Origin of the sequence: Thermodesulfovibrio thiophilus DSM 17215 (assembly GCF_000423865.1) — a bacterium.
Lineage (GTDB): Bacteria > Nitrospirota > Thermodesulfovibrionia > Thermodesulfovibrionales > Thermodesulfovibrionaceae > Thermodesulfovibrio > Thermodesulfovibrio thiophilus.
Window position 1 is genome coordinate 76,881 of the sequence record NZ_AUIU01000014.1, and the last position, 19,190, is coordinate 96,070.

General features: G+C 33.7%; 19 protein-coding genes. 12 read left to right on the top strand and 7 right to left on the bottom strand.

Going from position 1 to position 19,190, the window contains the following annotated elements; translation table 11 throughout:
* Positions 1–26: 26 nt before the first annotated feature.
* Positions 27–1,229, bottom strand: coding sequence for an IS110 family RNA-guided transposase (locus G581_RS0105975; protein WP_028845043.1), 1,203 nt, complete (start codon positions 1,227–1,229; stop codon positions 27–29).
* A gap of 229 nt (positions 1,230–1,458) precedes the next feature.
* On the opposite strand from G581_RS0105975, the gene G581_RS10800 reads away from it, so the two are divergent.
* Entirely contained in the window at positions 1,459–2,271 is an 813-nt protein-coding gene (locus tag G581_RS10800) for a C-GCAxxG-C-C family protein (RefSeq protein ID WP_051178949.1), read from the top strand.
* A 104-nt stretch (positions 2,272–2,375) separates the two neighbouring features.
* Here G581_RS10800 and G581_RS0105985 read toward each other — a convergent pair whose 3' ends face one another.
* From G581_RS0105985 to wrbA, 5 genes are all read right to left on the bottom strand, one after another.
* Positions 2,376–3,224 (bottom strand): 2-oxoacid:ferredoxin oxidoreductase subunit beta, encoded by an 849-nt coding sequence (locus G581_RS0105985; RefSeq protein WP_028845044.1) that lies wholly within the window; start codon positions 3,222–3,224, stop codon positions 2,376–2,378.
* On the bottom strand, positions 3,202–4,920 hold the full coding sequence (locus G581_RS0105990) for a 2-oxoacid:acceptor oxidoreductase subunit alpha (RefSeq protein WP_028845045.1): 1,719 nt from the start codon (positions 4,918–4,920) through the stop codon (positions 3,202–3,204). Before G581_RS0105990 ends, G581_RS0105985 begins: the two co-directional genes overlap by 23 nt.
* Entirely contained in the window at positions 4,920–5,546 is a 627-nt protein-coding gene (locus G581_RS11660; RefSeq protein ID WP_051178952.1) for a TusE/DsrC/DsvC family sulfur relay protein, read from the bottom strand. Before G581_RS11660 ends, G581_RS0105990 begins: the two co-directional genes overlap by 1 nt.
* An 11-nt stretch (positions 5,547–5,557) precedes the next feature.
* Positions 5,558–6,136, bottom strand: coding sequence for a superoxide dismutase (locus tag G581_RS0106005; protein WP_028845046.1), 579 nt, complete (start codon positions 6,134–6,136; stop codon positions 5,558–5,560).
* 61 nt (positions 6,137–6,197) lie between these two features.
* Positions 6,198–6,803 (bottom strand): NAD(P)H:quinone oxidoreductase, encoded by a 606-nt coding sequence (gene wrbA, locus G581_RS0106010; RefSeq protein ID WP_028845047.1) that lies wholly within the window; start codon positions 6,801–6,803, stop codon positions 6,198–6,200.
* Between the two features lie 102 nt (positions 6,804–6,905).
* On the opposite strand from wrbA, the gene G581_RS0106015 reads away from it, so the two are divergent.
* The 9 genes from G581_RS0106015 to G581_RS0106055 are packed head-to-tail and all read left to right on the top strand — an operon-like array spanning position 6,906 to position 16,514.
* Complete coding sequence (locus G581_RS0106015; protein WP_028845048.1) at positions 6,906–8,546, top strand: NADH-quinone oxidoreductase subunit D-related protein; 1,641 nt, start codon at positions 6,906–6,908, stop codon at positions 8,544–8,546.
* Positions 8,528–9,034, top strand: a complete 507-nt coding sequence (locus G581_RS0106020; protein WP_038065299.1) for a 4Fe-4S dicluster domain-containing protein — start codon at positions 8,528–8,530, stop codon at positions 9,032–9,034. The genes G581_RS0106015 and G581_RS0106020 overlap by 19 nt, the downstream gene beginning before the upstream one ends.
* Positions 9,031–10,491, top strand: coding sequence for a hydrogenase 4 subunit D (locus G581_RS10815; RefSeq protein ID WP_051178955.1), 1,461 nt, complete (start codon positions 9,031–9,033; stop codon positions 10,489–10,491). The genes G581_RS0106020 and G581_RS10815 overlap by 4 nt, the downstream gene beginning before the upstream one ends.
* Positions 10,491–12,566, top strand: a complete 2,076-nt coding sequence (locus G581_RS0106030; protein ID WP_028845050.1) for a complex I subunit 5 family protein — start codon at positions 10,491–10,493, stop codon at positions 12,564–12,566. Before G581_RS10815 ends, G581_RS0106030 begins: the two co-directional genes overlap by 1 nt.
* On the top strand, positions 12,563–13,477 hold the full coding sequence (locus G581_RS0106035) for a respiratory chain complex I subunit 1 family protein (protein WP_028845051.1): 915 nt from the start codon (positions 12,563–12,565) through the stop codon (positions 13,475–13,477). The genes G581_RS0106030 and G581_RS0106035 overlap by 4 nt, the downstream gene beginning before the upstream one ends.
* Positions 13,478–13,479: 2 nt before the next feature.
* Entirely contained in the window at positions 13,480–14,124 is a 645-nt protein-coding gene (locus G581_RS0106040; protein ID WP_028845052.1) for a hypothetical protein, read from the top strand.
* Complete coding sequence (locus G581_RS0106045; protein WP_028845053.1) at positions 14,121–15,575, top strand: complex I subunit 5 family protein; 1,455 nt, start codon at positions 14,121–14,123, stop codon at positions 15,573–15,575. The genes G581_RS0106040 and G581_RS0106045 overlap by 4 nt, the downstream gene beginning before the upstream one ends.
* An 11-nt stretch (positions 15,576–15,586) precedes the next feature.
* Positions 15,587–16,057, top strand: coding sequence for an NADH-quinone oxidoreductase subunit B family protein (locus G581_RS10820; protein ID WP_038065301.1), 471 nt, complete (start codon positions 15,587–15,589; stop codon positions 16,055–16,057).
* Positions 16,050–16,514: a hydrogenase 3 maturation endopeptidase HyCI gene (locus G581_RS0106055; RefSeq protein ID WP_169368402.1), complete on the top strand. Its 465-nt coding sequence runs from the start codon at positions 16,050–16,052 to the stop codon at positions 16,512–16,514. Before G581_RS10820 ends, G581_RS0106055 begins: the two co-directional genes overlap by 8 nt.
* A gap of 73 nt (positions 16,515–16,587) precedes the next feature.
* Here G581_RS0106055 and G581_RS0106060 read toward each other — a convergent pair whose 3' ends face one another.
* The gene (locus G581_RS0106060; RefSeq protein WP_028845055.1) at positions 16,588–17,409 is read right to left on the bottom strand and encodes a DUF169 domain-containing protein; all 822 of its coding nucleotides are present in this window, start codon (positions 17,407–17,409) and stop codon (positions 16,588–16,590) included.
* A 121-nt stretch (positions 17,410–17,530) separates the two neighbouring features.
* On the opposite strand from G581_RS0106060, the gene G581_RS0106065 reads away from it, so the two are divergent.
* Together G581_RS0106065 and G581_RS0106070 are read left to right on the top strand one after the other, a co-directional pair.
* Positions 17,531–17,932 carry an acyl-CoA thioesterase gene (locus G581_RS0106065; RefSeq protein WP_028845056.1) on the top strand — a complete coding sequence of 134 codons (402 nt, stop codon included), beginning with the start codon at positions 17,531–17,533 and terminating at the stop codon, positions 17,930–17,932.
* 51 nt (positions 17,933–17,983) lie between these two features.
* Positions 17,984–19,189 (top strand): putative DNA modification/repair radical SAM protein, encoded by a 1,206-nt coding sequence (locus G581_RS0106070; protein ID WP_028845057.1) that lies wholly within the window; start codon positions 17,984–17,986, stop codon positions 19,187–19,189.
* The last annotated feature ends 1 nt before the right edge of the window (position 19,190 follow it).

Sequence of the window (19,190 nt, forward strand, 5' to 3'; positions counted from 1 at the left end):
AGGAGTCAACTATCAGAAAATAGGTGTTAAACATGAGCCACCTCTATACTATGACAAGAAGAATGAAATTCAGGACTAAACGAAACACCCTTTCTGCAGAGGGCATGGATAACTCTTATGAGTTTATTAAGGACTGCTATGATAGCTTTCTTGAAACTTCCAAACTGCTTTTTTTTACGAAGAAAGTATTCCCTGAAGTAAGGGTTCCATTTCACAACACCTACAGTCATCTGAAAGAGGATATTCCTCAAATAAGCGCTACCCTGTTTGCATATGCTCATCCTGGCAGTGTACTTACCAGATTGTTTTACAACTGGATCTGTGCCTGCATACTTTATAATAGACTTAGCATTTGGAAATATTTTTATGTCTCTTACTTCAGCCAGAAACAGTCCTGCAAGCTTCTCAGAGATGCCTTTTATGGAAGAAATCAGTTTCAACTGATCATTATCTGTTTTTTGTATTTCATACATAAGCATCTGTTCAAGTTTTTCTATTCTTGGCTCCAGGAAGAAGAGTTTTTCTATGTAAAGGACAAGAGATTGTGCATAGTAGGGATCTTCAATGCCAATAGAAGTTTTTGCAGTACTGATGAGTTCATCTGGAGCAAAGGAAACTTTTCTGCCTCTTACTATAGAGTTATTGATTATTTTAGCTATCTCATTTGGTTTAGCCTTACTAAGAGTCTTAGCACATGGGTATTTAAGGAGAATATGAAGGAAGGTGTGGGAGTAAATATTAAAGGATTTTTCAGCCTCAGGGAAAAGGACACTGAGGGAGTATTTAATCTGAGTTTTGGCTTCAGCGAGTTCTTTTTTAAGTTTCTGGATAAGTCTTGCAAGACTTCTAAGATTAGACTCATCAGGAGAGGATGTAAGGAATTGAGGGTTAGAGATGGCAAAGAGGGCGATAATTTTAGCATCTTTTTTGTCACACTTAGAGGGGTTGTTTGCAGAGATGAACTCAAAGAATCTGTGAGTTATTTTAGGATTGAGGATAAAAGTCTGGATACTGTTACTAAGAAGGAAGCAGTAAAGAGGGAGATGATATCTCCCAGAGGACTCCATTACTACAACAGGATTAGAGAGAGTGTTCAGAATACTGAGAAGTTGAGAGAATCCATCAGAGGACATAGGAAGCTGTCCAGAGTGAATGGTTTCAGCTTTTTCGTTAATGGCGCAGAAATGAAAGTCATCCTTAGAAATATCAATACCTACATAGTTTTGCATGTTGCTACCTCCTTAAAAGGTATTGAAAAGTTGTCCCTCACAGCATCCTCCCCTGTAGCAGGGGCTTTTGTAGCCCAACCAACTTATTGGAAGTTGAGGGACAGAGGGACATACTCCTTTGGAGGCTCACAGGCCTATAAACAATGGAGTCCTTATCCCTCTTTATTTTATAAAACTCATATCTCATTGAGAGATATTTTAAACTAAATTTATTGCAGGAGGCCAATCTATGAAAAGAAGAGATGCTTTAAAAATTTTTGGTGGTATGTTAGGTGGTAGTTTACTTTTAACAGGTAGTAGCTGGATAGCTGGTAATTTGAATGCTTCACAAACAAACAATATCCCTCCTCTACCCTGGAATTACAAATCTCTTGATTCTAAAAAAGTAGCTGAAAGAGCTTATTCAGGCTTTTACAAAGGCAGATGTTGCTATGGAGCATTTGACGGCATTATTGGATGCCTTCAAGATGAAGTTGGATTCCCATTTACAGGAATTCCAACAGAATTATTTGTATTTGGTAGAAGTGGAATAGCAGAAACTGGATCAACATGTGGAGCTTTGATTGGAGCATCTGCTGCTATTTTCCTTCTAACAGGTGGAATAGATAAGGAAAAACAGGACAGAGCATATAAGCTCATTCAGGATTTATTCCGTTTCTATGAACAGGAAGCACTCCCTAAATACATTCCAGAAAAACCGAAACTAAATGCTGAAATCAAAGCAACAGTAGCTACCTCACCTATATGTCATATCTCAGTTTCAAGATGGTGTGCACAGACTAAATTTAAAGCAGCATCAAAAGAAAGAGACGAAAGATGTGCAAGAATTACAGCAGATTGTGCGCTTTATGCTATTAAATTATTAGAAGCTGAATACAAAGGCACCTTCAAAGGAGCTTATCCTCTTAAAGCCCAAACGAAAACATGCATGAACTGCCATGAGAAAAAAGATGCTCTTAACAATACAAAAGGAAACATGGAATGTGGTACATGTCATTTTGATGGAAGAATTAACAAAGTTACAAAACATCCTCCATATTAAAATAAAATTAAAATAAAGGGGGCTTTATGCCCCCTTGTTCTTATAAATATAAATAAGACTTCTCTTAATTAAAAATTCGGAGTTATTATTAAAGTTCGCTCTTTTTAAGAAAATTCCTGTAAAATTTCTGAAATGTTCAGATTAAATTTCTGTTTTACAAGTGAACAATCTTTAATTACAGGAAATTGCTCTTCAAAAATTGGACGTTCTGTTTTGTATATGACTCCTAGTGGAATTTTATCACCCCATTCAAGAGATTTTTTAAAAGCAACTTCTCTGTCAGTAGGATTATAGTTTTCATCAAGTTTATATACTCTTTGTTTATACCAATCAAAAGTATTTATTTTATTAAAACTAACACATGGCTGAAGAATATCAATTAGAGTAAATCCTTTATGATTTACAGCTTCCTTAATTAGAGTTTTAAGATGTTCTATATCACCTGCAAATCCTCTTGCTACAAAGCTACAATTTAAAGCAACTGCCAATGCAATGGAATTAAACTGTTCCGAGAATACTCCAAATGGCTGAGTTTTAGTTACCATTCCCTTCATTGTTGTTGGAGATGCCTGCCCTTTTGTAAGTCCATAAATCTGATTGTCATGAACAAAAAGCTTTATGTCAAGATTTCGTCTTATTGCATGGACTAAATGATTTCCTCCTTCACCGTAACAGTCTCCATCTCCAGCAACTGCAAATACTTTTAGTTTATGGTTGGCAAGCTTAATTCCTGTTGCAACTGGAAGTGTTCTACCGTGCAGTCCATTAAAAGTGTTACATCTTGTATAATGAGGAAACTTTCCTGCCTGTCCAATTCCTGATACAATAAGAAATTCATGAGGTTCTATGGAAAGTTCAACCATTGCTTCATTGAAAGCTTTAAGAATTAAAAAATTACCACAGCCAGGACACCAGGCGGGTATCCTGCCTTTATAGTCCTCTAACGTTGGCATATACTCTCTCCTTTAGTTCTTCTATAGTAAAAGGTCTGCCATCAAATCGATTTATGTATCTGTCCATTTGTAATCCTGTCTCAGCCCTTAATAGACTAGCAAACTGACTTGTGGCATTCTGTTCAATATTGATTTTCAACTCTACAGTGCTCAATAAATTTAACCAGTTACCTTCTTCAGGTAATGGATAAATCTCACTGAAATGAAGCATCGCTATCTTATATTGATCAGCAAGTTCGTCAATCACTTCTTTTACAACCCCAAACATAGAACCCCAGCAAATCAGAATTATATTAGGATTGGTGTTTCCATAAAGAAATGGAGGTTCAATCTCTTTTCGTATAATAGGCATCTTTTTAAATAATCTTTTTTCAACCATTTTAATCCTTGTTAAAGCATCCTCAATAATATGACCTTCCTCATCATGTTCATCACTATCTGTAACAACAAGATGTTTCGATTCACCAGGAACAGCAAATGGTGATATCCCAGATTCAGTAAAGGCATGTCTTTTATATTCATCAATTTTACCACTTTGTTCTTCTCTGATTCTGTAATCAACAAGTTTCAATCTTTTTAAATCAAATTCTTCAAAACTCCACTGAGAGTCTGCAAGATACTGGTCTGTAAGAATTATTGCTGTTATTTGATATTTCTCAGCCAGATCAAACGCTTTATTGGTAAGATAAAATGCCTGTTCAGGTGTGCCAGGAGCAAATATTACTCTTGGAAACTCTCCATGTCCTGCATAAAGTGCAAATAGAAGGTCTGCCTGTTCTGTTCTTGTTGGAAGTCCTGTTGCAGGTCCAGGTCTCTGGGCAAGTGCTATAACAAGAGGTGTTTCAGTCATTCCGGCAAGAGATATTCCTTCAACCATAAGTGCGAAACCACCTCCAGAAGTTCCTGTCATTGCTCTTACCCCTGCGAAAGACGCACCAATAGCCATATTGATGGCTGCTATTTCATCTTCAGCCTGTTCAACAATAATTCCAGCGTCTTTTGCCTTATCGGCCACATAATTCATTATTCCAGTTGAAGGTGTCATTGGATAAGCAGAGTAAAATTTTAATCCCGAAGCAATAGCACCAACTCCTATTGCTTCATTGCCTGATATAAGCATTTTAGGTTTGTTATATGAAGAAATCATAAATGAACACCGAAGGCATTTTTCTTTTGCATATTCATAACCAGCACGAGCAGACTTGATATTTGCCTCTACAACAGAGTCTCCTTTTTTCGTAAAAGCCTTCTGTATTGTTTTATACATGATATCAGGTTGCATTCCGAGCATTCCAAGAACCGCTCCAACAGCAACAATGTTTGCCATTATTTTGCTTCCTCCATTACTCTGAGCGAGATCAAGCAAAGGCACATTAAGAAAGTTTGGCCTGTCAGATGTCTGCTTGAGCATATCTGAATCATAAAGAACATGTCCATCAGAAGAAAGCTCATTTTCATAAAGAGTGATGCTTTCTTTATCAAGAGCAACAAGAATATTTACTACACTTCTTGAAGCAGTAACTGGTTTATCTGAAATTCTTATTTGATAAAAATTATGCCCTCCCCTGATCCTTGACTCGTAGTCCTGATGGGTAAAAACATGATACCCTGCTTTTGCAAATATACTGGATAGGGTCTCCCCAATTGTCTGGATTCCCTGTCCGGCTTCTCCACCAATTTTTATTGTATAATCCATCATGTTGGAGTTACCCCGTACTTAACAATATTAATTAGTGTCTCATCTGGTTTTGGAAGTCCTGCAAGCTTCCACGCAACAAGAGGATCCATAAAATATTCAGCCATGCACTCATTTGGTTGCTTGACATTTTTACATACTGCATTAAGAACTGGAAAAAAGTTGTAATTTTTGTAGTAATCTCTTATAAACTTCAAAATATCAAGTTGTTGATTTGTTAGCTTCCCAAATCCTTCTCTTTCAGCAAGTACCTGAGCAACTTCTTCATTCCAGTCATCAAAGTTAATAAGATAACCGTCTTTGTCAACACTGATCCTTATTTCTTTATACTTAACCACAGTGATAGATTCTGGCAGTTTTACTTTTTCAAGTTTTGATCTGTCTTCAAAGTTTCTAATAAACTGACCCACCTGAACTCCAAGATAAACACACTTTACATTGTTCATGCAGTCATCAGCATCCTGTCTATCAAGATAGGTAATTAGTTCCTGGCTTTCCTTTTGAAATTTAATAACATAAGCATTTTTCTCCGCACTAAAATAAATCGTAACCGTTATAGAATTATTTTTAATCTCAGGATACATTTCAATAAGTTTATTTTTTAAATCTTCAATTGTATAAGCCATATCCGGATCTCCTATTTTGTTCTTTTTTCTACTTCTGACCAGTTAATATTTTTAAAAAATGCCTCGATATAATCAGCTCGTTTAAGTCCATAGTCAATCATAAAGGCATGTTCAAATACGTCCATAACAAGAAGTGGATTACAACCTGAAGGATGTCCTGTATCATGTTCATTAATCCAGAAATTAATTAACTTTTTAGAAATAATATCCTGATAAAGTATAACCCAACCAATTCCACGCATTGTTCCTGTTGTCTTGAAATCCTTAAGCCAGTTTTCAAAACTACCAAAGCTTTCATTGATAAGGGTTTCAAGCTTACTTCCTTTAGGAAAAACACCATTACCGCCAAGATTTTCAAAGTAGTATTCATGAAGTCTAGCCCCATTCCACTCCCATCCAAGCCTTCTTTTAAGTTCAGCATACTCTGGAGTTCCTGTTTTACCGTCTTTGAGCATTATTTCAAGAGTTTCTAAAACTTTATTTGTGTTCGTGACATAGCCCTGATACAGTGTAAAATGGTTTTTAAGAAGTGCATCGCTAAAACCCTGCATGCCTATAAGTTTTGAATAATCTTTAACCTCATAAGCCATATTGACCTCCTACTTAATTTAGATTATTTATTAAATACTATACAAATAAAAATTTAAGTTGTCAACTTTTTAATTTTTTTGTAATCTCTGTTAGCCTTCTACCAAAAGCCTTACATATATTTGCTTCATTGTCATCAATTTCTCTTTTATTTTCAGCCTCTGCTACATGCCCTGGACCATAAGGAGAACCACCGCCTTTTGTAAGATAAAGGTCAGGTACAGAATAGGGAACCCCAACAATAACAAAACCGAGATGTAGTAGTACAGTCATGAATGTAAGAATAGTGGTTTCCTGTCCACCATGCATTGTTCCTGTTGAAACAAAAACTCCTGCAGGTTTTCCTTCAAATATTTTCTGTATCCATAGTGGTCCAAGCTGATCAATAACATTTTTAAGTTGTGCAGATACATTGCCAAATCTTGTAGGAGTACCGAAAGCATATCCATCAGCACTTTTAAAATCATCAATTGTTATAACAGGAACGTCTTTTTGTATATCTCGACCAGCTTGCATATCAGGTCTCGAATTTATAATGTGATCCGGTATAAGTTCAGGACATCTTCTTATGATAGGTTCTCCACCTGATTCTTTAACCCCTTCCGCAATTAACTTTGCCATCTTATAGGTATTACCGAATGTACTGTAATAAACAATCAATATTTTCATGGTTATCCCCTCAAAAGTTTTTTTAATTATAACAAAAAGATATTATTTTAATATTAATAATTATTATTTGAACTTTTTTAATCTTTTAGTTTAAATTTAAACATGAAAAATTTTAAAGAAACATTAATTTATATAAGCAGTAACATTGAAACAATTGATGAAAAAAATATTGTTATTCGTACAGAACCATCTCAAATAAAAGAAGTTGCAAAACTGCTTGAAATACAGGGAGCAAGATTTATCCATCTTACTGCAATTGATTTCATAAGTCAGAAAAATAAAATCGAGCTTAATTATTTTTTTTCCATTTTACAGGATAATTTAAATATTATAGTAAAAGTTGAAATTGATCCATTAACTCCTTCAATCTCTTCAGTTTCTGAAATAACGCCAGCAGTAATCTGGTCTGAAAGAGAATGTAATGATCTTTTTGGAATTAAGTTTGAAGGGCATCCTGATCCTAGAAGGTTAGTGCTTTCTGACGACTGGCCAGAAGGAATTCATCCATTAAGAAAAAATTTTCAATATAATATCAGTCCTCCTGAAGTAAAACAGCCAGTTGCACTCAAAAAACCAGAAGAAGGAAAAACAGTTATACCTATTGGTCCATTTTATCCATCTCTTGAAGAGCCTGCATATTTCAGGCTTATTGTTGATGGAGAAGAAATTGTTGATTTTGACTACAGAGGATTTTATGTTCATAGAGGGATTGAAAAACTTGCTGAAAGTGCACTAAATTATCAACAGATTCCATTTCTTGCAGAAAGAATCTGTGGTATATGTGGCTTTGTTCACTCCTGCGCATACTGTCAGGCAGTTGAAAAAGCCGGTGGTATAGAAATTCCAGTAAGAGCAAAATTTATACGTAGCATGTTTCTTGAACTTGAGAGACTTCATAGTCATCTTTTATGGATTGGACTCGCGGCTCATATTGTAGGGTTTGATACACTCTTTATGCAGGCATGGAGAATTCGTGAACCGGTTATGTATTTGTGTGAAATGATTACTGGTAATAGAAAAACATATGGAATAAATATTGTTGGAGGAGTGACAATCAATGTACTTCCTCAACATCTAAAAGATATGGAAGGAATCATTTCTCAGATAGAAAAGGAAGTGATACAGTTAAGAGAAATTATTCTTGATGATGAAGTTATACAGTTAAGGTTTAAAAATGTTGGGGTTTTAACACAGAATGATGCAAAAAAATATTGTGTATGCGGTCCTGTTGCAAGAGCTTCTGGAGTAAATATTGATATGAGAATTAACTTTCCTTATGCTGCATATCCTATGTTAAGTTTTAGAGTTCCATTGAATAAATCAGGAGATGTATGGGCAAGAACAATTATCAGACTGGAAGAAATTTTAATATCAATAAGTATTCTCAAACAGATTATTGAAAATATTCCTGAGGGTCCTACATCAATAAAGATTTCAAAAATTGAGCCCTGGAAAGAAGCAATATCCTACATAGAAGCACCAAGAGGACAACTTTTTCACTACGTTATGACAGGTCCTGATGGAAGACCATATCGATGGAGTGTACGTGCTCCATCATATCAGAACTATCAAGCTCTGTCAATTATGCTTAAAGGTGCCTCAATAGCTGATGCTCCTTTAATAATTGGCAGTATTGATCCATGTTTTTCCTGCACAGAAAGATATGAGGCTATTGATATAAGGAAAAAGATTCCCAGAGTCTATTCTGTTGAGGAACTCAAAAGATGTTTAAAAGCAAGATAAAAGCCCTGCTACTTTCATCAAGACAAAAAAAAATAACCAGACCCTACCCTTTTGTTCCTGTTACTCCACCTGAAAACTTAAGAGGAAGGCTTGAGGTGGATGCAAATAAATGCATAGGATGTGGAAGTTGTGTAAGAACATGTCCATCAAGATTGATTAAAATTGAAAATACGGAAGATGAAAGAACAGTGATGTTTACTGCTGGCAGATGTATATACTGTGGAAGATGCGCACAATCATGTCCAGAAAAAGCAATACATATAACCCATGAGTTTGAACTTGCAACTGACAATAAAAAGGACCTTGAGATTATAATTAAAATAAAAATGGTTCAATGTACAGTTTGTGGTAAACCTTTTACATCTTTAAATATGTTAAATAAGCAAATTGAAAGGTTAAAGGACAAAACAGAAGAGGATATTAATAAGCTTAAAATCTGTCCTGAATGCAAAAGAAAGATGCAAACAGGAGGAGGTTCTCCCTCTTGAATTTTCTAATTTTAGCATTAATTACTCCATTTATTGGATGCGGTCTGGCATATATATTCAGAGGGAGATTATCAGGAATTATCGCTTCTATAATAGCCCTTATTACAGTTATATTCAGCATTTTCAGTTTATATGAAATCTCTTTTTCAAAAATCATGATTTCTTATGATGTTTCACTGTTTAAATGGTTAAATACAGAGTCAATTTTTGGACTTCTCTGTGACCCGTTAACCTCAATCATGCTCATTCTTATAACTGTTGTAGGCTTTTTTGTAATTTTTTACTCTCTTGGATACATGTCTCCTTTGAATGCTGATCATGCTTTTTATCAACCCTATGGAAGTTACTATTTTCTTATGCTTCTTTTTATTGGTGCCATGATAGGAATTGTTACAGCTAATAATTTTTTGCAGGTATTTTTTTTCTGGGAGATAACAACACTCTGTTCATGGGCATTAATTTCATATACAAAGGATAAAAAAGCTTCATTTTCTGGTCTTAAAGCATTTATTATGACTCATATTGGTGGCTTATGTTTTCTTGTTGCATTAGCAATTATGTACACCCAACTACAATCATTTGATTTTTCCTGTCTTGATTTATTATCCACAAATTCTAAATTTATTGTTTTTACACTTTTATTTTTTGCAGCATCTGCCAAATCAGCTCAGATACCTCTCTTTACATGGCTTCCAGATGCAATGGTTGCACCAACACCAGTAAGTGCCTATCTTCATGCAGCTGCAATGGTTAAAGCAGGAGTTTATTTAATGGCTAGAACTTATATCTCAAATGCAACATTATCGGGAAATCCTGCATTCTTAATGGGAACAATTGCTATCTTAACAATGATTGTTTCAGTAATTTTATATTATTTTCAGGATGATTTAAAAAAATTGCTTGCCTACTCAACTATAGGACATCTTGGATATATTCTATTTGGTGTTTCACTTGGAATGCTTGGCTCAAAAACAGGAGGCATGGGTGGAGTTTTTCATATAATAAATCATGGATTTGCAAAGGGACTTCTTTTCCTTTCAGTGGGTGCAATTGCTTATGCAACAGGTTCAAAAAGTATCAAAGAACTTAAGGGAGTTTCAAAAAAGTTCCCTCTTTTTACTGCATGTTTTCTTGCTGGAATGTTTGCTATAGTCGGAGTTCCTCCATTTTCAGGATTCTGGAGTAAGTTTATGATTTTTACAGGAGCTTTTGAGCTTAAAAATAGCATTACTAATACTTTTGGTTTACTTGCAATCTTTGAAAGCATTCTTGCTTTTTGCTGGTATATTTTTGTCGGACACAGGGTTTTCTTTGGAGAAGCATCAGAAAAAGTTATTAAGGCTAATAATAATATTCCATTCTCTATGAATGTTAGTTTAATCTGCCTTTTAATTCTGAGTGTTATATCACCGCTAATTGGATATCCATTTGTGAAAGCTTTATTTGGAGGATATTGATGGAGCATCTAAGTTACATATATGCTTCATTTGTTGCTCTGATTGTTTCAACGGTAGGTACCTGTTTTATTAAAAATAAATCTGTCGCCGGATTTTCTGCATCTATTTTAAGTTTGAGTTCCTCAATATGTCTGTTTTATCCAGCGATAGATATTGTTATTGGAAACAAACTGGTTGAACAGACAATTTTTTCACTCAAGCCTTTGATTAATTCCTCTTTTCTTTTGAGCATAGATTCCCTTTCTGCTCTGTTTCTTTTAATAATTTCTTTAATTTCATTCTGCGTCTCTTTATTTTCTTGGAAATATCTAAATGCCTATGAATCACACTCTCCGATAAAATTTTATCCATTTTTGATGTTACTTTTTATCTCATCGATCGGAGTTGTTTGCATAAAAGACATTCTCTTTTTCATAGTGTTCTGGGAGTTGATGACTTTAAGCTCATGGTTTCTGATTGTATTTGACAGAGAAAAGAAATCAGCCATCAAAGGAGGACTTCAATATTTTATTGCAACTCATGTAGCAACAGCATTCCTGATTCTTGCTTCAGTAATACTTTATTCATACAGCAATGATTTTTCTTTTACAGAGATAAAAAAAGGCTTTTCACTACTTATAAATACACAGCCTGCTCTTGCACAGTTTATTTTATTCTGTATTTTTATAGCTTTTATTACAAAAGCTGGAGTTTTACCTTTCGGATTCTGGCTACCAAATGCTTACCCACAGCCTCCATCATCAGCATCTTCTTTTTTTGGTGGTGTTATGTCAAAGCTTGCAGTATACGCTATTTTAAGATTTTTTTGCTCTGTAACCCCAATAACACTCAACAGTCAGATATGGGGATTGATAGTAGCAGTTGCAGGAACTATTTCAATTTTTGTTGGAACAATCGCTGCTCTTACACAGGATGAAACAAAAAGACTTATGTCATTTCATGCAATCGGACAGGTTGGATACATGCTGTTGGGAATCGGTGTTGGAATTTATTTCATAAACATTAATCCTTTCTTAGGCACCGTAGCAATGGTTGGAGGATTATTTCATGTTTTAAACAATTCAATATATAAAAGCCTGTTATTTCTCAATGCAGGTTCAATTTTTTATAAAACAAAAACCACTGATTTGAATAAAGTTGAAGGATTAATAAAGGTAATGCCTCTTGCCGGAATAACCGCTCTGATTGGTTCACTTTCCATTGCTGGAGTACCACCTTTTAATGGTTTTGTATCCAAACTTCTTATTTTTGAATCCTCAATATGGTCAGCAAAACAATCAGAAGTTTTTTTATTGATAAGAATCGTATTTATAATATCTGGAATTATTTCTATCTTTATATCTGCTGTGACGCTTGCATCCTTTCTGAAATTTGTAAATTCTGCTTTTATGGGAAAACTTCCGGATATGTTAGAACAAAAAAGAAAATTACCATGGAGTATGAATGTCCCCCAGCTCATGCTTGCCTTTATCTGTCTTTTTACAGGATTGTTCCCTTTAATTCCATTAAACATTGTTTATAATGCAGTAGTTGCCTCAACTGGAATATCATTACCAGAATTTTCATCAGTTTTTACAGGCAATATTGCAGGAGCAGATATTAATTTTTGTAAAGACTGCCTCGCAGGTAGCTGGTTTCCTATCTTTGTCATGATTCCTATACTAATTCTTTGTGTTATAATCTTTTCTTTTGAAAAATATGCTCAAGCACCAAAAAGAGAGGTTCAGACATGGTATGGTGGCAAAGAACATCTTGCAGAAGAAGTAACATATAGAGGGCACAGTTTTTATCAGCCTTTCAAAGATATGGTTAGCTTCAGAATAGGAAAAATTCAATTTAAAGGATTTTATCCCGTTAATCTTCCTCCAATCAGATTTTCTCTACCGAAATGCTTTTTAAAAATATTTAATATGGATGAATGGCTTTATTATCCATGTGCTAAACAGTTCTCAAAATTGGCTGAAAAACTCAATACAATATATAAGTATATAACTGAAAAGTATATCATATGGCTGATAGCTGGCAGTATTTTTGTAATTGTTTTAATGGTGTATCTGGCAGGAGGCAGAATATGAACTTCGGATTTATTATCTACTCATCAATTGTGAACTTATTTATCGTTTTAATACTGTCTCCATTTTTTGATGGATTTACAAGAAAAGTAAGGGCATTGATACATGGAAGAGTAGGACCTCCGCCACTTCAATCATATTATGACATCATTAAACTCATGGGTAAGGAAGATTTGAAATCTACCATAAATCCACTTTTCAGGCTTTCACCGTATCTTTCAGTTGTGAGCGTTGGAATGGCATCTCTTTTAATTCCAATAACAGATTTAATCCCACCTTTAAACTTCTGGGGAGATATATTTCTGTTCATTTATATCATAACAGTTGTTGGAATAGCGATAATTATTACTGCCTCTGCATCAGAGAATCCATTTGCTTACATTGGAGCATCTCGTAAGATGATGTTACATCTTTCAGTAGAACCAATTCTGGCAATTGCTCTCATAACAGGTGCTATAAATGCTGGCTCATTTAGAATTGGAGATATCGTTAGCTGGTATTATACAAATGGGCCAAATGTTTCAATGCTTCTGGCAACTGTCTGTGTATTTCTTTCACTTCAGGCATTGATTGGTAAGATTCCATTTGATATATCAGAAGCAGAACAAGAAATCGCAGAGGGAGTTCTGATTGAACTAAGTGGTCCAAAGTATGCATGTGTTAAATGGTCAAATATGTCAAGGCAGGTTTTATTCTGTCTTGTTTTCACGCAAATTTTTTGTCCATGGCCAATTACAACTAATTTTTTATTGAATATAGTAATTACACTTTTCAAGCTTACAGTAATTATTTTTATAAGCACACTTATTGAGGCTTTGAATCCGAGATTGAGAATTGATCAGGCATTGAAATACAATTTAACACTGGCTTTATTTTCTCTAACATCTATATTTCTGGCCCTTTTAGGAGTGTAAAGATGGAAATGATTTATATTACAATTTTGTTCTTTACATTTCTTGCAGGAGAAGCTAAGAATTTGAAGTTTTCATCTCTAATCCTCATACCTCATAGTGTTTTTATCGTTATCGCAATTTTTTCTCTTGCATATATTAATAATATTCCTTCTCTTTATTTGATAGGGATAATTGACTTTATTGTAAGAGCTGTATTAATGCCTATTTTTTTGCTCAGGTGTCTTAGGAAAAGACTCGAAGCAGAAGTCAGACCATCTATAATTCATCCTCTTTCCATAGCACTATCAATAGTTATACTTTCTGTAGGTTATCATTTTATTGAAATTTTGAAAGCATCAGTTATTCCTCAGGCGCTTTCAAGCTTTTCATGCGGACTTACTCTTTTTGTTTATGGATTTTATCTTTTTATTTCCAAAAAAGACCTTGTAAAAATGATTGTCAGCTTCTTTATAATTGAAAATGGAATTCATTTGTTAATAATCAGCATGATTCCTCATATGTCCAAATTTATTGAAATTTCTTTAACATTTAACTTTGTTGTTGCCATAATTTTCCTGGTTTACCTTATTCTCAGATTAAATGAAGTTTTTCTTCAGGAAGAAATTAAAAAATTTAAAGAATCAAGCTCTCAGAGGAGTGAGCAATGAGCTTTGAATCAATAATATTTTCCTTAAGTTTTATTGCTCCTATGCTTGCATCTTTGTTGATTTTTCTTTTTGGGAAAAAGGGTTTTATAAAAGAAGGCATCTCATTTTTTGCAATAATTCTATCTGTAGTTTCCACATCTTCATACTGGCATTATATAACTTTAAATAACAATACATTACTGTTATATGAAGAATCCTTTTATATTGATGGATTTAGTATTTTAATGCAATTTATGGTAGAAGCTGTTGCTCTTTTAGTTATTTCTTACTCTGCCAGATATATTGAAAAACTCTACTTTCATAAAAAGGAAAAATTTCATGTTTATTACGGCGTAATTCTTCTTTCAACTGGGTTTATGAATCTTGCATTTATTTTAAATAATCTTTTCTGGGTTTACATTACTCTTGAGTTAAGCAGCATTCTTGCTGTTTATCTAATTGTTTTTAACTTAAATAAAGCGACTTTGAAAGCTGGCTTTAAATATCTTATCTTTGTTAATGTTGGAATTCTTTTCAGCTTGTTGGGAATTATTCTGCTTTTCTATGCAACAGGCAAGCCTGTAATGATAAACAATATTGGACAGGCTGTTAGTAATTTACCTTATACTATAGCTTTAATATGTGCTGTGCTATTTATTATTGGATTTTTTACAAAATCTGGCTTAATACCCTTTCACCTCTGGCTTCCAGATGCATATGCAGAAGCACCTTCAGCTGTAACAGTATTTCTGGCTGGAGCGGTAACAAAAATGGGATTTTATGGATTGGCACGAACAGTTACAATTTTTGCTTTTCATTATGAAGAGATAAAAATTTTAGTGATAATTCTTGCAGCATTAAGTATGCTGTTGGGTGCTCTTTTAGCTTTTAATCAAAAAGACATTAAAAAACTCATAGCATACTGTAGCATTAGTGAAATGGGATTTATCGGTGCAGCTCTGGCTTTAAAAAGCTATGAAGGAATATTTGGAGGCGTGTTTCAGATTGTTAATCATACTCTTATTAAAGGAGTTTTATTCTTTTCTGTCGGTGCAATAATTTATGCCTGTGGAACCAGAAAAATAGAAGAGATAAAAGAATCAATAGGGAAAATTCCTGTAATTGGCATAACCTTTTTTATAGGAGCGCTTGCTGTAGGTGGAATGCCACTTTTTGCAAGTTTTTTAAGCTCAATTACTATATTTTTAGCTCTTGCAAAAGAATTTTTATGGGCAGCTGTAATTTTAATTATTGCGGAATTTATAAGTGTGATTGCTCTTTTAAAAACTGCTATATATATATTCTGGCAGAAAAATGAACATAATAAGGCTCAAAAGAGTTTTATACCTTTTACAATAATTTTCTGTACATTGACTTGTGCAGTTTTAATCATATTATTTGGGATTTATCCAGAGATTATTTATCCTCTTATAGATAGTGCAACTCGAGGAATTATTAAAATTGCAGGTTAAAGGAGGCTACAATGTCATTGCTTAAAAAACTAGCCCAAAAAGCACTGAAAAAATCAATATGGATTTTTCATGTAAATACAGGAGCATGTAATGGCTGTGATATAGAACTTCTTGACGTTCTTACTCCATATTATGATATTGAAAGATTTGGAATGAAAGCTGTGAGTTCTCCAAGACATGCGGATGCTCTGGTTATATCAGGACCGGTAACGCGTCCTACTGTTGATTTTGTAAAGTCAGTTTATGAAGCAACACCTGAACCAAAAATAGTTATTGCTCTTGGCTCATGCGCTACAGCAGGAGGTATATGGTTTGACAGTTATAATGTAGTTGGTGGAGTTGATAAAGTAATTCCTGTAAATTTATATATTCCTGGATGTCCCCCACGTCCAGAAGCGATCATTTTTGGAATTGCTCAAGCACTTGGTATATCAAAAAAGAAAATAAAACCTCTAGTATCTGAACAAATTGAAATTGAATGAATTTTTAAAAAATGTTAAAGGCAAAGTTGTCATTGCAGGAATAGGAAATCCTCTAAGAGGAGATGATGCTGTTGGTTCATATATTGTGAAAGAGTTAAATAATAAATTGCGGGCAATTTTAATAGACTGTGAAGACCAACCTGAAAGATTTATCGAAAAAATAGTAGAAAATAAACCAGAAACAGTCATTTTTATTGATGCCGTACATATGAATCAAAAACCCGGTTCTGTAGTTTTTATGCGGGAAACTGATTTAGAAGAATATACAGGAATATCAAGTCATCAAACAAATCTCAAACATTGTATTGATTATATAAAAGCAAAAATTACATGTAAAATCTTTATAGTCGCAATTCAACCTGAAAATACAGAATTCGGGCGCTCTATGAGTAAAAAAATTCTAGAAGTAGCAGAAACCCTTCGTCATCTTTTCATTCAAACTCTAAATAAAAATTAAGATATAAAAATTTTACTTGCCTGATAACATGTTCGGTTAAGAGCTAAACCAAGTCATCATTAACCAAAATTTTTTATTTATCAGTATCAACAAGACTCTGCCATAAAGGTCTTTCAAGAAAACTTTCTTTTACATTTTCTTCCATTTCTAAAAACATTTCATATGGAACTGTAAATGTAAACAAATTGTCCCCAAGCTGCCTTCTTACATTCTTTCTTGCTGAAAGGTCTGTAAGTCCAATGACTGCTTTTTGAGGATTCGATTTCATTTCGTTATAAGCATAAATTCCAATTGTCTGACATCCTGCACCCCACGGTATTATTACATTGTTAAAACTTTCTCTTCCATAATTAGCAAGAACTACTAAAGCTGAAAGTTGATGAGGATTTACAGGAAAAACAATTACAGCGGGTTTTTCTTCTTCTGTACTTACTTCTTTTAATGGTTTAAATATTACATATTCTGTTGGAATATCTATCATTGGTAATTGTTCTAAAAATTTTTTAACAACATCAGGAGACTTTAAAAATCTCTCACCCTCAAGAAACTCATTAAGAAACTCTTTTGTGGCATAGGGTTTAATATTTTCGGCAACAGTCTGACCTGTATGCCATTGTTTGTTCCCTATAGAAATGAAATAATAAAAACACTCTATTCCACCGGGAAAATCCATGTAAATATTACCAAAGCCTAAACCAACTCCTCCACCCCAGCATCCATAAGTTTTTCTATCAAAAACTGCTACTTTACCTTTGACAGCATTAACTAACATCCACATAACGCATCCCCATTTACCTTCTTTAAATTGCAAGGCATTATCTGGTTTTTTATCTGACCATATAATTGCAACAGGATTTAAATCCATTTTTAAAGCAGTAGCTATCTTACTTTGCATTTTGACCTCCTTTTTTAGATTATTTTACTGCAATAAAAATTTCAAATCAATAACTTTTTTATAATGGTCAACTTTCCCCTACGTGTTTCCTCTCAGAGTTTTGTGGTATAATTTTTATAAAATGCAATCAAAAAAAGTCATTGATATTCCTGTCAGAGTCAAATATGCAGATACTGATAAATTTGGAATTGTATATTATGGGAATTATGCTATTTTCTTTGAGAAAGCAAGAACAGAGTATTTAAGAGAAAAAGGATTTACTTATCGTGAGCTCGAAGAAAATGGTTATCATCTTCCTGTAGTTGAATTTTACGTAAAATATTTTAAACCAGCAAAGTATGACGACCTTCTTACTGTCAAAACTTTTATAAGTGATTTAAAATCAAGAGCTATTGTATTTAATTATGAAGTTTTTAGAGACAGAGAAAAAATAGTGGAAGGTAAAACATATCATATATGTATTAATGGCAAAAATAAACCAGTAGCTCTACCTATTTCATTTATTAACCTTCTAAAAACTTAAAGTTAAACTGTATCTGTCTTCTTTTTTAAAAAATGTTAATATAAAGTTGCAATGTTAGTAAAAAGGGTTCCTGATATTTATGATAAATTGTCCCTTCTTACAAATGGTGCAAAATTTGATGTTTCCTGTTCACCATCATTTGATAGAAAAAATTTTTCAAAAAAAGAAAGTTTCTCAAAGTTCGGAATACATAATATATGGACATCTAATGGAAGATGTATACCGCTTCTTAAAGTATTACTTACAAATTTTTGTATAAATGATTGTGCTTATTGCTTAAATAGAAAAAGGAATGATATCCCAAGAACCATTATTCTGCCTGATGAATTAAGTCGCATTGTCTATGAATTTTACAGAAAAAAACAAATTGAAGGTGTATTTCTAAGCTCAGGTATAATCGGTAATTCCAGAAAAACAATGGATATGATGATAACTACTGCAAAATTTTTACGAACCCGGTATCAATTCAAAGGTTATATTCATTTAAAAATCGTCCCTGATTCAGATGAAGCCTCTATTGAAGAGGCGGTTAAACTTGCAGACAGAGTCAGTATCAATCTGGAGTTGCCAACTGAGGAATCTCTTTCATTAATAGCTCCTGAAAAAAATCTGCATTCGATTCTAAAAACTGTTGAAAAAATTAATAGCATTATTGAAAACAAAGGAAAAACCATACAGACTCAGACCACTCAGTTAATAGTTGGAGCTACTTCAGATACTGATTTTCAGGTTCTTAAATTAACTGAGAATCTCTACAAAAATAATAGTAAACTTAAAAGAGTCTATTACTCAGCATATATGCCTGTAAATGATGATCCAAGACTACCGCAACTATCAAAACCTCCTTTGATTAGAGAACACAGGCTATATCAGGCAGACTGGCTTATAAGATATTACGGGTTTCAGGTTGAAGAAATTGTTTCAGAAGAAAAACCTTTACTGGATGAAAAAATAGATCCAAAACTTGATTGGGCATTAAGAAATATCTGTCTATTTCCAGTTGAAATTCAACAGGCTCCACCTGAAACACTACTCAGAGTTCCTGGAATAGGACTGACATCTGTAAAAAGAATTTTAAAAATAAGAAAGACTTCAACGCTAACTCTTAAAGGTTTAAAAAATCTAGGAGTTGTGATAAGAAGAGCAATGCACTTTATAACAATTGATGGCAAGTACTACGGGAATAAAAACCAGATGAAAGAATTAAGTACGAGTAGTATTGAAAAAAATTTACAACAGTACAGTTTGGATATCTAAA

Excerpts from the sequence above, each read along its gene's own strand:
- G581_RS0105975 (WP_028845043.1), bottom strand. The coding sequence starts at position 1,229 with ATGCAAAACTATGTAGGTATTGATATTTCTAAGGATGACTTTCATTTC.
- G581_RS10800 (WP_051178949.1), top strand. The coding sequence starts at position 1,459 with ATGAAAAGAAGAGATGCTTTAAAAATTTTTGGTGGTATGTTAGGTGGT.
- G581_RS0105985 (WP_028845044.1), bottom strand. The coding sequence starts at position 3,224 with ATGCCAACGTTAGAGGACTATAAAGGCAGGATACCCGCCTGGTGTCCT.
- G581_RS0105990 (WP_028845045.1), bottom strand. The coding sequence starts at position 4,920 with ATGGATTATACAATAAAAATTGGTGGAGAAGCCGGACAGGGAATCCAG.
- G581_RS11660 (WP_051178952.1), bottom strand. The coding sequence starts at position 5,546 with ATGGCTTATACAATTGAAGATTTAAAAAATAAACTTATTGAAATGTAT.
- G581_RS0106005 (WP_028845046.1), bottom strand. The coding sequence starts at position 6,136 with ATGGCTTATGAGGTTAAAGATTATTCAAAACTTATAGGCATGCAGGGT.
- wrbA (WP_028845047.1), bottom strand. The coding sequence starts at position 6,803 with ATGAAAATATTGATTGTTTATTACAGTACATTCGGTAATACCTATAAG.
- G581_RS0106015 (WP_028845048.1), top strand. The coding sequence starts at position 6,906 with ATGAAAAATTTTAAAGAAACATTAATTTATATAAGCAGTAACATTGAA.
- G581_RS0106020 (WP_038065299.1), top strand. The coding sequence starts at position 8,528 with ATGTTTAAAAGCAAGATAAAAGCCCTGCTACTTTCATCAAGACAAAAA.
- G581_RS0106030 (WP_028845050.1), top strand. The coding sequence starts at position 10,491 with ATGGAGCATCTAAGTTACATATATGCTTCATTTGTTGCTCTGATTGTT.
- G581_RS0106035 (WP_028845051.1), top strand. The coding sequence starts at position 12,563 with ATGAACTTCGGATTTATTATCTACTCATCAATTGTGAACTTATTTATC.
- G581_RS0106040 (WP_028845052.1), top strand. The coding sequence starts at position 13,480 with ATGGAAATGATTTATATTACAATTTTGTTCTTTACATTTCTTGCAGGA.
- G581_RS0106045 (WP_028845053.1), top strand. The coding sequence starts at position 14,121 with ATGAGCTTTGAATCAATAATATTTTCCTTAAGTTTTATTGCTCCTATG.
- G581_RS10820 (WP_038065301.1), top strand. The coding sequence starts at position 15,587 with ATGTCATTGCTTAAAAAACTAGCCCAAAAAGCACTGAAAAAATCAATA.
- G581_RS0106060 (WP_028845055.1), bottom strand. The coding sequence starts at position 17,409 with ATGCAAAGTAAGATAGCTACTGCTTTAAAAATGGATTTAAATCCTGTT.
- G581_RS0106065 (WP_028845056.1), top strand. The coding sequence starts at position 17,531 with ATGCAATCAAAAAAAGTCATTGATATTCCTGTCAGAGTCAAATATGCA.
- G581_RS0106070 (WP_028845057.1), top strand. The coding sequence starts at position 17,984 with ATGTTAGTAAAAAGGGTTCCTGATATTTATGATAAATTGTCCCTTCTT.